Here is a 12,923-nt window from a genome sequence, read left to right as displayed (position 1 = left end):
AAAAACGAGATTTCCCAGCGGATCCCGCTTGACTCGTCGAATCAAATACGTTGCATATAACGCAAGTGGCGCGCCCCCCATGACAAGAAACATTCTCCAAGCCTGCCACTTCCAACTCATAGGGTTATCCAATAAAATAATCGCCCCATACAGGAAAAACCCACTCAATACTGCGCACAGTATCGAAACAATTTTCCCTCTTGAAGGAGAAGGAAAAATTAATCTCCAAAGAGGAATAACCACCTCATCATCTGCGTAAAAATGCATTAGAGTTGAATGAGCTGATATCGCCAAGACAATTGAGAAACTCATTAGGATCGCACTATGCATATTCAATTACCGACACTCATCCGAAAGAGTTAGGTTCATCAGGTACCGCACGCAAAGTCCAGCAGAGTTTATAAATATGCAGGCCACGGGGAAAAAACTGAGCAACACTCCGCCCAATGCCAAGGCCCACCGGTTTTCATGAACCGGAATAGAATCAAACTGATATCCAGGCTGCGCCCACATAACCCAGATTGCGAAGATGCAGAAAACAAAGGAAAGCAGACGCACCGGCATAATCCGCGAGTTATATTTTCTCTTCCCTTCTTCGACTTTCTGATATGAACCGAAACTCATCACAGCAACAGGATCACGTAACCCCATAACTAGATAGGGCAAGGACAATAATCCGGACAACACAAAATAGGCCGCGGTTGCCGCAGGGAACGCTGATTGAGCGACATAACCCGAAATAGATGGCACCGCGTTGGTAACCCAGCCATCTCTGAAATCAACGCCGAGAAATGCGGAGTCAGCAGGCCAGAAGATGGCAATAGCTGCCAAAATCAGATATGGAACAACGTAGACGGCGGTAATCAGCCGCCACAGCTTTTTCTTGCAACTTCTATCAGTGCCCCGCTCCGACTCATTCTTGAGTTTGACCATAAACAGCTCCTCGAAATTTGCGACCAGTTACCTGAGAGATTGGTCGGTGCCGCCTCTACCGTTCCCGCAAACTCTCCGACCCATGCGCCATTAACGGAGAAAGGAAATACTCGATCACCCGCCTCTTTCCCGTCTTGATTTCAGCAGTCACCGCCATACCGGGTGACAATCTGACCTTGCGCCCGTCGACGAGCATTTCTGCGGTGTCGAGCCGGATACGCGATGCGTAAATCAATCCGCGCTTTTCGTCGTTGATCGCATCGTCGGAGACCGACATCACGGTGCCGTTAATCGTTCCGTATTTCGTGTACTGGAATGTCTCCACTTTCACCGTGGCGGTACGGCCCGCTGCGACGAAGCCGATATCCTTGTTTTCCAGGAAGGCTTCGACTTCGATGGGGTTGTCTTTCGGGACGATGATCATCAGCGGCTGGGCTTCGGTCACCACACCGCCCACCGTATGGGCGGCAAGCTGTTGCACGGTGCCGTCGACCGGTGCCACCAGTTGCGTCAGCGTGGTTCGCATATCCGCCTTGCGGAGTTCCTGCGTCAATGCAGCGAGCTTCTGCTGGGCTTCGTGCAAGCTGTCGAGTTGCAATCGCCGGGTTTCGGCTGTGAGTGCCAATAGCTGGCTGCGCGCCTCGGCAATGGCCGCATCGATTTCATTCAACCGGCTGCGTTGTGCTGCCAGATCGGCCTCTTGTTCGATTCGCGCCTGTTCGTGCTCGTAGTAGCCGTGCTTGGATACGAAGTTCCTCGCGACGAGGTCCTTGAAGTCTCTCGCCCGCTGCTGTGCAAGTGGCACCGTCTGTTCGAGCTTGCGCACCAGTTCAAGTGTGGACTGGCGCTCTGCTTCACGGCGGCGCAGATCCGCCTGGAGCCGGGCACGGCGGGATGCGTACTCGGCGAAGTGTCCTTCCAGCAGTTGCAATGCCTCTGCGTACTCGGACTCGGGAATCCCGGCGGGATGTTCGAGCGTGGGTTGGGTGTTTCCCGTCAACGCATCCATCATGGCTCGCGCGCGTCCGGCCTGGAGTGTCGCGTTCACCTGTTCTACCTGTAGCCGGCGCTGATCGGCATGCGCGGCGGTGGGATCGAGTTCGATCAGTACGTCCCCAACCTTCACCTGCTGCCCGTCATGCACATGGATGGCCACGACTTTCGCAGTCTCCAGTGGCTGAATGAGCTTGGTCCGATCGTTGGGCACGATCTTGCCCTGCGCAGTTGCCACAATGTCGATCCTGCCGAAGATGGCCCACGTCAACGCAATTACCGCAAGGCCCATCAGCAACCACATCGCCACTCGCGGCGCGGGAGACAGGGGCGTCTCGACCAGAGCCAGGGCTGCGGGCAAGAACTCGGCTTCACCTCGCGTTCGACCGACTGGATCCAGTGATTTTCGTTCACGCCACGCGTGGCCGAAAACACGGTTGTGCCGCGCCACCAATTCGCCGATAGCGGCAAGCTTCAGTTTCATCGCCCGCATGCTCAACCCGCCTGCAGGGCGTGAAGCCGCGCGTAGTGACCGTGGGGAGTGGCAAGCAGTTCATGATGCGAACCTGTCTCCACGATCCTTCCGCGCTCCATCACGATGATCCGGTTCGCCTCGCGTACCGCAGACAGACGATGCGCGATGATCACCACCGTCCGGCCTCGACAGATAGACTTCATATTGTCCTGGATGATCCGTTCCGACTCGTAATCGAGCGCACTGGTCGCTTCGTCGAAAATCAGGATGCGTGGATTGGTAATCAGGGCACGGGCGATGGCAATGCGCTGTCTTTGTCCTCCTGACAACGTTGCGCCATGCTCGCCAACGATGGTGTCGTAGCCTTCCGGGAGTTCGGAGATGAACTCATGCGCCCCGGCCAGTCGTGCCGCGTGGATGACGGCTTCGAGCGGAGCACCCGGATCTGTCAAGCAGATGTTCTCTCGAATCGAACGCGCGAAAAGGGTGTTGTCCTGGAGCACGACGCCGATTTGGCGCCGCAGCGAAGTCGCATCGACCAGGGCGAGATCGATGCCATCCACCAGAACTCGCCCCTGCTCCGGGGTGTACATGCGCTGGATCAACTTGGTCAGCGTACTCTTGCCCGATCCCGAGCGCCCTACGACGCCAATGACCTCACCAGGCACGATCTTTAGTGACAGGTTGCGCAGCACCTCAGGCATATCCGGTCGATAACGGAACACCACCTCGTGAAGCGCTATCGCACCTTTTAGTGCTGGCATGCTGCTGCGACTGCCGACTGTTTCGGTCCGCGTGTTCAGGATGTCGCCAAGCCTTTGCAGCGATATACCTGTTTGCTGGAAGTCGGTCCACAACTGCGCCAGCCGCATGATGGGCTGGGCCACCTGGCCAGCCAGCATATTGAACGCAATCAGTTGCCCGACGGTCAGATCGCCCTCGATTACAAGCTTGGCACCGAAATACATCGTGCCAACTGTCACCAGTTTGCTGACCAGGGTGATGCCGCCATTGGCTACCGTACTGATCACCGTTGTCCGCATGCCTGCGTTGACGTACTCGGCAAGCTGGTTGTCCCATTTGCGCGTCCATTGCGGCTCCACGGCCATGGCCTTGACCGTATCGATACCGCTAACGGTTTCCACCAGGAACGCCTGATTCTCCGCACCACGATTGAATTTTTCGTGCAATCGAGCACGTAGCAGTGGCGTCCACAGCAGCGACAGCACGACATAGCACGGTAAAGAAATCAGGACGATCAGCGTCAGCCAGCCGCTGTAATAGAACATCACCGCCAGAAATACGATCGAGAACAGCAGGTCCAGCACAACCGTAATGGAATTCCCTGTCAGGAAACTGCGAATGTTCTCCAGTTCTCGCACCCGGGCAACAGAGTCTCCGACACGACGTGCCTGGAAATAGCTCATTGGCAAGGCCAACAGATGGCGGAACAGTTTGGCGCCGAGTTCAACGTCGATGCGGCTTGTCGTATGCGCAAACACATACGTTCGCAAGGCAGACAGGATCACGTCAAACACAACCACGACAAGCAGGCCGGAAGCAATCACGTCAAGGGTGGTCAGCCCTCGGTGTACCAGCACCTTGTCCATGACCACCTGGAAGAACAGTGGAGTGACCAAGGCGAATAGTTGCAAGGCCAGAGAAACAACTACCACTTCAACAAACAGTCGCCGATATTTGATGACCGCAGGAATAAACCATGTGAAATCGAATTTGCTCAATTCGGCAGCCAACGATGCGCGCGACGCAAGAACAACCAATTCCCCCGTCCACCACTCAGAAAACGTTGCGACATCTCGAATTTCGGGACGGTGCGCGCTCGGGTCATGAATCAAACACTTGCCCTCGTCGACGCGTGCTAACACGACGAAGGAACCATCCCGCCCGACCGCAATGGCAGGGAGCGCGGCCTTAGACAGCCGGTCCGCCCGGATACGCGTCGACCTGGCGGACATGCCGAGATGACGCGCTGCGAGAATCAATTCTGACGTCGAGAGCCGCTCCGCTGCTCGAAACTGATGTGCAATCTGATCGGATTCCACCGGGATGGAGTGGAAGCGAGCGATCAGGCAGAGTGATTCCAGACCGGTGTCCGATTGCGCCGCACCCGCGTCCTCATTGCTTTCTCCGAACGAGACCGGAAGCGAGGATTCTTGCCTCATGACTCTTGTCTGATTTTTGTGCCCATTGTCCCAGTGACCTACGGCGAACGCGGTGCACTATTTCACACAAGAAAATGTTATTCAATATTCACAATGTGATTTACATCAATATTCAATAATTTTAAATAAGCAATATTAAATACAGAATTAGATTTCACTTGATTTGATAGTATTTATACGATTATTGGAACGCAGTCGTAGTAATGCGGCCGCTTTTGCCCACACACGCGAGTTCTACTAGGTAGGAAAAATCGGAGCTTGCGGAAAGAGCGGGACGGTTGAAAGCAGCAAGGGACACCGCAGTGGCCTGCCGCCGTCCTGCCACACAGCGCGGTAGATCGGAAGCTTCCATTCATCACCCGCAGCCCCCACTTGGGTGATGCCTTCGCCCCACCAATAGAGGGTGTTTTCTGCAGGAATCGCCACCCATACTGACCGGCCACCGGCCATCAGAGCCGCATCCACTCAGGTCAGAACAATGAATGCTGTCTCTTTTGTCGGATACGTCCTCGCATTTCTCGCCGTCATCATCGTCGCGGCACGGTGGATTTACCGCCACCATCCCGCGCTGCGCGAGTTCGATCCCGCGCCGCCGGACCGTGCCGCCAACGATGTGAAATCGGCTTCGGGTTGCGCTTCCTCAGACTGAGCGCCCGAAACTTCACGCCCTTGGGGAACTGCGGCCCCTCCCCGCTGCCTGACTAACTTGCGCCCGCGCCCTGCGGGTTCTGCGCTCGCGCCCGCGAGTGACAATAACAAGCAAGGAATCAAGAGCAATGGCAACTTCCAACAAGCTGCCGGCGTGGACCGTCTGGTCTCCGCTGGCCGCCTGGGTCGCATTTGGCCTGGGCATTCTTCTGACGGGTCAGGGATGGACGGTGGCGCTGATGGCTACCGCGTTGGCCGGGGCAGTATTTTCCGCAGTGCACCATGCCGAGGTCGTGGCGCACAAGGTAGGCGAGCCATTCGGCACGCTGGTGCTGGCGATTGCCGTGACGGTGATCGAGGTGGCGCTGATCGTATCGGTGATGTTGTCGTCCGGCCCCGAGAAAGCGGGACTGGCGCGAGACACCGTGTTCGCCGCCGTGATGATCATCTGCAATGGCATCGTGGGGGTGTGCCTGTTTGTCGGCGCGCTCCATCATCGCGAGCAGGCGTTCCAGGCGCCGGGTGCCAACGCCGCCATGGCGATTCTCGTCACGCTGCTTGGCCTGACAATGGTCCTGCCCAACTTCACCAGCACGACGCCGGGTCCGGTGCTGTCTTCCTCGCAGTTGATTTTTGCCGGCGTGATGTCGCTGGTGTTGTATGGCTGCTTCGTCTTCGTGCAGACCATCCGCCATCGCGATTACTTTCTCGTGGAAGGCAGCCGCGACGAGAACGTGCATGCGCCGCCCCCGCCCGGCAAGGTGGCGGCCGTCAGTGCAGTGCTGCTGATCGTGTGCCTGGTGGCCGTGGTGGCCCTGGCCAAGATGCTGTCGCCATCGGTGGAGCGCGCCGTGTTAGACGCGGGCCTGCCGCCCGCGGTGGTGGGCGTGGTGATTGCCGCGTTGGTGCTGCTGCCCGAGGGGCTCGCCGCCCTGCGCGCCGCGCGCGCCGACCGCATCCAGACTAGCCTGAACCTGGCGCTGGGGTCTGCACTGGCCAGTATCGGTTTGACGATTCCTACGGTGGCCGCAGTCTTCGTGTTTCTCGGCCGACCGCTGGAACTGGGGCTGGGTGCGAAAGAAATGGTGCTGCTGTTCCTGACGATGATCGTCGCGTCACTGACCCTGGGAATGGGTCGCACGACGATCCTGCAGGGGGTGGTGCATCTGGTGATTTTTGCGGCGTATTTGTTTTTGACGGTGGTGCCTTGATCCACTCCCTCTGACTTGACTCCCCTCTCCCGCGAAGTGGGAGAGGGGTTGGGGGTGAGGGCCGGCGGTGCAAGTTTTGATGTGATCGGCAAGCAGAGCCTCTTGCCCTCTCCCCCTGCCCCTCTCCCGCGTGTATAGCCCGGACACATAGGTAACACCTGTTCGGAGACATGGGTAACACATCTAGACTGGCTGGCAGTGTCTTTTGGGAGACCTGCCATGCCGTGGAAGGAAGTGTCACTCATGGATCAACGCAGGGAATTAATGGTGCTGGCCAGCCAGCCGGGAGCGAATCGTCGCGAGTTGGCCAGGCGCTACGGCATCTCGCCCAAGACGCTGTACAAGTGGCTGCAGCGGTATGACGGGCAAGGCCCGGATGGGCTCGCCGACCAGAGCCGTCGGCCGGAACTGAGTCCCGCCAGGACCGACGAGGACATCGAGCAGCGGATCGTTGTGCTGCGCGACGAGAACCCCTATTGGGGCGCTCGCAAGCTGGCGCGATTGCTGCACAACGAGGGCACGGCCTGGGTGCCGGCGCCCAGTACCGTTCACGAGATTTTGCGTCGCCACGGCCGACTGGGCGAAGGCATGGCCGCTGCGCAGGCGCCGCTCCGGCGCTTCGAGCATGCGCAGCCCAACGACCTGTGGCAGATGGACTTCAAAGGCCATGTGCCCAACCGCCACGGGCACTGCCATCCGCTGACGGTACTCGATGACCATTCGCGCTTTAGCCTGTGCCTGGCTGCGTGTGGCGATGAGCGCGGCGAAACGGTCCAGCCAAGACTGATCGCGACATTCCAGCGCTATGGGTTGCCACAGCGCATGACCATGGACAACGGACCGCCCTGGGGCGGAGGTGCGGACGGCTTGGGCTATACGGCGCTGACGGTGTGGCTGATGCGCTTGGGCATCGCCGTCAGTCATTCGCGCCCATATCATCCTCAGACACAGGGCAAGGACGAGCGCTTTCATCGCACGCTCAAGGTCGAGCTATTGCAGGACCGCTGCTTTGTCGATAACGCGCAAGCCCAGCGTGCATTTGATCACTATCGCGAACGCTACAACGGCCAGCGCCCGCACGAGGCGCTGAAGATGGAGGTGCCGCTCGAGCACTACCGTGCCAGCACCATCGCCTATCCCAAATCGCTGCCGGAAGTGGAGTACCTGTCGACGGACCTGGTCTATAAAGTGGGCAGCAACGCGCGGATAGAAGTGCGGAGACGACGCGTGAAGATTGGCAAGGCTTTCATCGGACAGCGCATCGCGCTACGCCCAAAGAAGGAGGACGGCTGCTTCGGCATCTGGTTCAGCCGGTTTGAGATAGGGGAACTCGACCTGCGCGTACTGTGATACGCGCAGATCACGTGTTACCCATGTCTCCGAACACCTGTTACCCATGTCTCCGGTCTGTACATCCCGCGTGCGGGAGAGGGGAGAAAACAATCAGTGGGAGAGAAGTCGCTTTAATCCGCCCGAATCCCCTTCTCCTTGATCAGTGCGCCCCACTTGACCGTTTCCTTGGCCAGATGGTCCTTCAACTGGGCCGGGGTGCTGCCGATCGGTTCTGCGCCGATGCCGGCCAGCTTCTGCTGCACAGCGGGCTTTTTCAGGGCATCCACCATTGCGCGATTCAACGTGTCGATGATGGGCTGCGGCGTTTTCGCGGGCACGAATGCCGCGAACCACGGGGACAGTTCGTAGCCTGGCACACCCGCCTCGGCCACGGTCGGGACGTTCGGCAACGCCGTCGAGCGCTTGCTCGTGGTCACGGCGATGGGCGTCAGCTTGCCGCTGTCGATATGGGGCTTGGCCGAGGTGATGCTGTCGAACATGTAGTCCACCTGCCCGCCGAGCAGATCGGTAATGGCTGGGCCCGATCCCTTGTACGGAATATGCAGCAGGTCTACCTGCGCCATGGACGTGAACAGCTCCCCGGCGAGGTGGATCGACGTGCCGTTGCCGGCCGATGCATAGGTGTATTTGCCGGGCTTGGCTTTCGCATTGGCGATGACCTCGGCCACGGTTTTCGCGGAGTTCTTCGCCTTGTTGGTCACCAGCACGTTAGGCACCACGGCCAGCAGCGAGACCGGCGCGAAATCCTTGACCGGGTCATAGGCCAGCTTGCCATACAGTGCCGGATTCACCGCCATGCCGTTGGCGACGATGATGATCGTGTAGCCGTCTGCAGGCGAACGCGCCACCAGTTCGGCGCCGATGTTGCCGCCAGCTCCCGGCCGATTCTCCACGACGATAGCCTGGCCCAGTGTCTTCGACATGTCTTCCCCCAGCGTGCGCGCGATGTTGTCCATCGCGCCGCCGGCCGGAAACGGCACCACCCAGCGGATCGGATGATCGGGGTAGGCAGCGTGGGCCGGTGCGGCAGCCGCGAACAGCAGCGATGCGGCAATGGCGAATGTGTGCAGCGATTTCATCTTGTCTCCGTTCCTTGTTGCTTTGTTCTGTCAGCGGCTCAGGCGCGACGATAGTGTCTGAGCTTGTCTTCGTCGATGTCGAGTCCCAACCCCGGCCCAGTGGGCAGGTGCAGTGCGAAGTCGCGATACACGGGACGCTCGGTCACGATATCGTCCTTCACCAGTAGCGGCCCGAACAATTCGGTGCCCCATGCCAGTTGTGGCAGCGTGCAGAAGCCGTGCGCGGCAGCAATGGTGCCCACCGCGCCTTCGAGCATCGTGCCGCCATAGAGCGCGATGCCCGCCGCCTCGCCCACGGCCGCCGTGCGCAGCATGCCGAAGATGCCGCCGGACTTGGCGATCTTCAGCGCGAAGACGTCGGCGGCGCCGAGCCGCGCCAGTTCCATCGCATCGGCCGGGCCAGTCACGGACTCGTCGGCCATGATCGGCACCACAAAGCGCTGGGACAATCGCGCCAGCGCAGCGGGATGGTCGCGTGGCGTGGGTTGCTCGATCAGGTCGATGCCAGCCGCTTCGAGCATCGCGATGCCCGTGGCCGCATCGGCCTCGTTCCATGCCTGATTCACGTCCACGGTCACGCGGGCACGATCGCCCAGCGCCCGCTTGATCGCCGAGACGTGCGCTACATCGTCACGCACGCTGCGCCGGCCGATCTTGAGCTTGAAGGTGTTGTGGCGACGCTCCGCCAGAAAGCGCTCGGCCTCCTCGATATCGCGGCCCGTATCGCCACTGGCCAATGTCCAGAGTACCGGCAAGGTCTCGCGCACCGCGCCGCCAAGCAGCGTGACCAGCGGCACGCCAAGGCGCTTGCCTTGCGCGTCAAGCATGGCTGATTCCAGCGCCGATTTCGCGAACCGGTTGCCGCGCGCCACCTTGTTCAGTCGTGCCATCGCACCGTGTACGTTGGCGGCGTCCTCGCCCACCAGTGCGGGCGCCAGGTAGGTGTCGATGGTCAGCTTGATGCCTTCCGGACTCTCGTCGCCATAGGACAAGCCGCCAATCGTCGTGGCCTCGCCGATCCCCTCCACCCCGTCGCTGCAGCGCATGCGCACGATGACCAGCGTCTGCTGCTGCATCGTGGCCATGGCCAACTGGTGCGCCCGGATCGTGGGCAGGTCCACCAGGATGGCCTCAATGGAAGAAATCGTCGTGGTCATACTTTTTCCATACGGATTCGTTGTGCAGTCGAGTATGGCCGTTGACGCAATGGGTGTCCAAGACCGATGATGTCTCGATTGATACCTGCAGGGTATAGATCGAAGGGAAGGAGCAAGGGATATGGAACTCCGTCATCTGCGCTATTTCCAGGCGGTGGCACAGGAACTCAATGTGACGCGTGCGGCGGAAAGACTGCACATGGCACAGCCGCCGCTATCGCGGCAGATCCGGCAATTCGAGGAAGAAATCGGCGTGGCGCTGTTCGACCGTATCGGGCGCGGGCTGCGGCTGACGGAGGCCGGGCGTTTCCTGCTGGAGCAGTCGCTGCAACTGACGCAGCGGCTGGAAGAGACACTCGATGGCACGCGGCGCATTGGCCGCAACGAGAAGCGCTGGTTCGGGATCGGCTTCGTGCCGTCGGTGCTGTATGGCGTGCTGCCCGACCTGATCCGCGAATTGCGCGGCGATGACAGCGGTGTGGAAGTTGGACTGACCGAGATGATTACGGTGCAGCAATTGGACGCGCTCAAATCCGGCCGCATCGACCTCGCCTTTGGCCGACTGACGTTCAGCGATCCGGCCATCGTTCAGGAGGCGGTGATGGCCGAGTCTCTGGTGGCCGCCATGCCCGCCACGGCGGCGGCGCCAGCCGGCCCGTTTGATGCCGACGCCTTGGCGCGGCAGCCGCTGATCCTCTACCCCGCACGGCCTCGGCCCAGCTATGCCGATCACGTACTGTCGCTATTTCGCATGCAGGGGCTGCAGCCGAAAATCGTGCAGGAAGCCAATGAATTGCAGACTGCGCTGGGACTCGTCGCAGCCGGGCTGGGTATCACGCTGGTGCCGGCCTCGGTGCAACGGTTGCACCGGGACGACGTGCGTTACGTGCCGATTGATGCGCCGGGTTTTGTCTCGCCCGTGATCATGAGTTACCGGGCCGGCGACACTTCGGCCCATCTGGAGCGGGCCATCGCCTGGGTGCGCTCGCGGACGGGCGCTGCCTGACGGGAATCAGGCCGACACGATCTTCGATTTCGATTTCAGTTTTGCGGCCACCTTGGCCGCATCCTTGCGGCGCCCATACCAGCCGCCCACCAGCAGCAGCACGGCCACGGCGACGATGTCCCCGGTCAGCGCCACCGGCCGTGTGGGTCGGCCGCCAGCAAACCCGTAGGTCAATCCTTCGATCCCCACCGAGACCACGGCGCCCAGCACGAAGCAGAACAGGCTGTGCCGGCCGATCTGGACCACCGGGCCCATGAATCGCGCGAGGCGCTCCACCCATCCCGCGCGCACGGCCAGATAGACCAGCCATGCCAGGCCAAGGAAGCTGACCACGCGCAGCGCGGCAAGACTCTGCTTCGGCAGCGGGAAGACCATCGTCGGCACCCATGCGGGCAGCCAGGTTTCATAGACGTGGGGACGCATCCAGAGATAGGCGGCGGCCATGCACACCAGCGCCACCACTACGGCACCGCCCGTGAAAGCGCGACGCACGATGGTCTGCTGCGGCAGGATAAAGTCCGGACGCAGGCGTGCCAACAACCCCATGGCGAACATCAACTGCCAGGCGAAGGGGTTGAAGCTCCAGCCGCGCGGCTCGCTGCTCGGCAGCAGCGGCAACAGCGCCGGCGACATCAGCCAGAGCGCGACACTGCCGCAGATAAATGCCAGCGGCTGCGCACGTGCCCAACGAATGGCGAGCGGCGCCACGCCGATGAACACGGCGTACATCGGCAATACATCGGAAACAAAAGGCTGGCGCGCCAGGCCGATTACCTGCAAGACCGTGGCGATTGGCTGGGCCATGAAGTCGGGCGCTTCGGTGGCACGCACGGCGGGGGCCGGCACCTTGCAGAGCGCGAGCACCAGACCGAACAGCAGCATCAGCACGCCGGTCAGCACGAACGCCTTGTAGATTTCCCAGCTACGGCGGCGCAGGCGCTTGCGCGCGGCGCTGGCACCGTCGCGGGCTTCCATCGCCAGATAGGCGGCGCCGGCCGAATAGCCGGCCAGGAAGACGAACACCTCGGCAGCGTCGAAGAGCTGGAAATTGCGGATCGTATAGTCGGCCAGCACACTGCCGTTGACGTGATCGACCACGATGAAGAGCAGCGCGATGCCGCGAATCAGATCGATCTCGGTGCGCCGGGCGTTGTTGAGTGCATTCACTGGAGCATCCCGAACGTCGCCGGCGCGACAAAAATGGGGCGGCCGGCAACTGAGAGACGCATTTTAACGCGGCATCAGGGTTTACCTTGTATGGCTATGTTTCAGCGCGTTACGCCGTCCTTACAAGGAGACGTATGCGGCATGCAGACGCGTCAATGTGCGCCGTCCGGCATCCACGACCGACGCATCGTGTGTGGTTTGCGCGCGAATGATCATGCCTTCGATGCAGAGAATGGCTTCCGCTGCCACGGCCTCGCACTCGGCCAGCCCCAGTTCCGCCGCGATGTCGCGGGCGAAATCCTGCAGCGACGCCTTGTGCGATACCGACTCCTCCAGCAGTCGCGGATCGTCACCCGCCCCGCTGCCCGTCTCGGCCACCATATTGATAAAGGCGCAACCGCGATAGTCGTCTGTAGCGAACCACTCGCCCAATGTATCGGCGAACACATCGAGATTGGGCCTTTGTGCGAGGCGGCTGCGCACGCCGGCCTCGAACCATGTCATCCACTGATCGTGCCGCCGCTGAAGATACTCGAGGATCAGGTCGTTCTTCGACGGGAAATGCCGATACAGCGACATCTTGGCGACGCCGGACTCGGCGATGATCCGGTCGATGCCGGTGGCGCGGTAGCCCTGGCTGTAGAAAAGCCGGGCGGCGGTATCGAGAATGCGATCGCGGGCGGATGGGGTGGTCATGGAGGGGATTATAGTAGACAGG

The 12,923-nt window shown here is 60.6% G+C and carries 11 protein-coding genes; 4 read left to right on the top strand and 7 right to left on the bottom strand.

Annotation, left to right across the window (positions count from 1 at the left end):
• Positions 1-336 precede the first annotated feature (336 nt).
• Genes GA566_RS17660 through GA566_RS17650 form a run of 3 tightly spaced genes read right to left on the bottom strand, consistent with a single transcriptional unit; the run spans position 337 to position 4,584 of the window.
• Positions 337-933 (bottom strand): hypothetical protein, encoded by a 597-nt coding sequence (locus GA566_RS17660; protein ID WP_160473529.1) that lies wholly within the window; start codon positions 931-933, stop codon positions 337-339.
• 55 nt (positions 934-988) lie between these two features.
• The gene (locus tag GA566_RS17655; RefSeq protein WP_237380453.1) at positions 989-2,410 is read right to left on the bottom strand and encodes an HlyD family type I secretion periplasmic adaptor subunit; all 1,422 of its coding nucleotides are present in this window, start codon (positions 2,408-2,410) and stop codon (positions 989-991) included.
• Between the two features lie 11 nt (positions 2,411-2,421).
• Positions 2,422-4,584, bottom strand: a complete 2,163-nt coding sequence (locus GA566_RS17650) for a type I secretion system permease/ATPase (RefSeq protein ID WP_160473527.1) — start codon at positions 4,582-4,584, stop codon at positions 2,422-2,424.
• A gap of 478 nt (positions 4,585-5,062) precedes the next feature.
• Here GA566_RS17650 and GA566_RS32915 point away from each other — a divergent pair, with 478 nt between their 5' ends.
• The 3 genes from GA566_RS32915 (at position 5,063) to GA566_RS17640 (ending at position 7,793) form a co-directional block, all read left to right on the top strand.
• Positions 5,063-5,233 carry a hypothetical protein gene (locus GA566_RS32915; protein ID WP_171020486.1) on the top strand — a complete coding sequence of 57 codons (171 nt, stop codon included), beginning with the start codon at positions 5,063-5,065 and terminating at the stop codon, positions 5,231-5,233.
• 127 nt (positions 5,234-5,360) lie between these two features.
• Entirely contained in the window at positions 5,361-6,443 is a 1,083-nt protein-coding gene (locus GA566_RS17645; protein WP_137927316.1) for a calcium:proton antiporter, read from the top strand.
• A 219-nt stretch (positions 6,444-6,662) separates the two neighbouring features.
• Complete coding sequence (locus GA566_RS17640) at positions 6,663-7,793, top strand: IS481 family transposase (RefSeq protein WP_160473112.1); 1,131 nt, start codon at positions 6,663-6,665, stop codon at positions 7,791-7,793.
• Positions 7,794-7,906: 113 nt separating this feature from the next.
• On the opposite strand, the gene GA566_RS17635 is transcribed toward GA566_RS17640, so the two are convergent.
• Positions 7,907-8,875 carry a tripartite tricarboxylate transporter substrate binding protein gene (locus GA566_RS17635; protein WP_160473526.1) on the bottom strand — a complete coding sequence of 323 codons (969 nt, stop codon included), beginning with the start codon at positions 8,873-8,875 and terminating at the stop codon, positions 7,907-7,909.
• Positions 8,876-8,913: 38 nt separating this feature from the next.
• Positions 8,914-10,032 carry a muconate/chloromuconate family cycloisomerase gene (locus tag GA566_RS17630; RefSeq protein WP_160473525.1) on the bottom strand — a complete coding sequence of 373 codons (1,119 nt, stop codon included), beginning with the start codon at positions 10,030-10,032 and terminating at the stop codon, positions 8,914-8,916.
• 121 nt (positions 10,033-10,153) lie between these two features.
• On the opposite strand from GA566_RS17630, the gene GA566_RS17625 reads away from it, so the two are divergent.
• Positions 10,154-11,038, top strand: coding sequence for a LysR family transcriptional regulator (locus GA566_RS17625; protein ID WP_160473524.1), 885 nt, complete (start codon positions 10,154-10,156; stop codon positions 11,036-11,038).
• A gap of 6 nt (positions 11,039-11,044) precedes the next feature.
• Here GA566_RS17625 and GA566_RS17620 read toward each other — a convergent pair whose 3' ends face one another.
• Together GA566_RS17620 and GA566_RS17615 are read right to left on the bottom strand one after the other, a co-directional pair.
• Entirely contained in the window at positions 11,045-12,205 is a 1,161-nt protein-coding gene (locus GA566_RS17620) for an OpgC domain-containing protein (protein WP_137927320.1), read from the bottom strand.
• A gap of 120 nt (positions 12,206-12,325) precedes the next feature.
• Positions 12,326-12,901, bottom strand: coding sequence for a TetR/AcrR family transcriptional regulator (locus tag GA566_RS17615; protein ID WP_160473523.1), 576 nt, complete (start codon positions 12,899-12,901; stop codon positions 12,326-12,328).
• Positions 12,902-12,923: the final 22 nt, after the last annotated feature.

Origin of the sequence: Cupriavidus sp. SW-Y-13 (assembly GCF_009793345.1) — a bacterium.
Taxonomy (GTDB): Bacteria; Pseudomonadota; Gammaproteobacteria; order Burkholderiales; family Burkholderiaceae; genus Cupriavidus.
Note: the sequence above shows the minus strand (reverse complement) of the source record. Positions and strands in the feature narration are given on the sequence as shown.

What these genes read in the sequence shown, in the direction of transcription:
- GA566_RS17660 (WP_160473529.1), bottom strand. Translation starts at nt 933, where the DNA reads ATGGTCAAACTCAAGAATGAGTCGGAGCGGGGCACTGATAGAAGTTGC.
- GA566_RS17655 (WP_237380453.1), bottom strand. Translation starts at nt 2,410, where the DNA reads ATGAAACTGAAGCTTGCCGCTATCGGCGAATTGGTGGCGCGGCACAAC.
- GA566_RS17650 (WP_160473527.1), bottom strand. Translation starts at nt 4,584, where the DNA reads ATGAGGCAAGAATCCTCGCTTCCGGTCTCGTTCGGAGAAAGCAATGAG.
- GA566_RS32915 (WP_171020486.1), top strand. Translation starts at nt 5,063, where the DNA reads ATGAATGCTGTCTCTTTTGTCGGATACGTCCTCGCATTTCTCGCCGTC.
- GA566_RS17645 (WP_137927316.1), top strand. Translation starts at nt 5,361, where the DNA reads ATGGCAACTTCCAACAAGCTGCCGGCGTGGACCGTCTGGTCTCCGCTG.
- GA566_RS17640 (WP_160473112.1), top strand. Translation starts at nt 6,663, where the DNA reads ATGCCGTGGAAGGAAGTGTCACTCATGGATCAACGCAGGGAATTAATG.
- GA566_RS17635 (WP_160473526.1), bottom strand. Translation starts at nt 8,875, where the DNA reads ATGAAATCGCTGCACACATTCGCCATTGCCGCATCGCTGCTGTTCGCG.
- GA566_RS17630 (WP_160473525.1), bottom strand. Translation starts at nt 10,032, where the DNA reads ATGACCACGACGATTTCTTCCATTGAGGCCATCCTGGTGGACCTGCCC.
- GA566_RS17625 (WP_160473524.1), top strand. Translation starts at nt 10,154, where the DNA reads ATGGAACTCCGTCATCTGCGCTATTTCCAGGCGGTGGCACAGGAACTC.
- GA566_RS17615 (WP_160473523.1), bottom strand. Translation starts at nt 12,901, where the DNA reads ATGACCACCCCATCCGCCCGCGATCGCATTCTCGATACCGCCGCCCGG.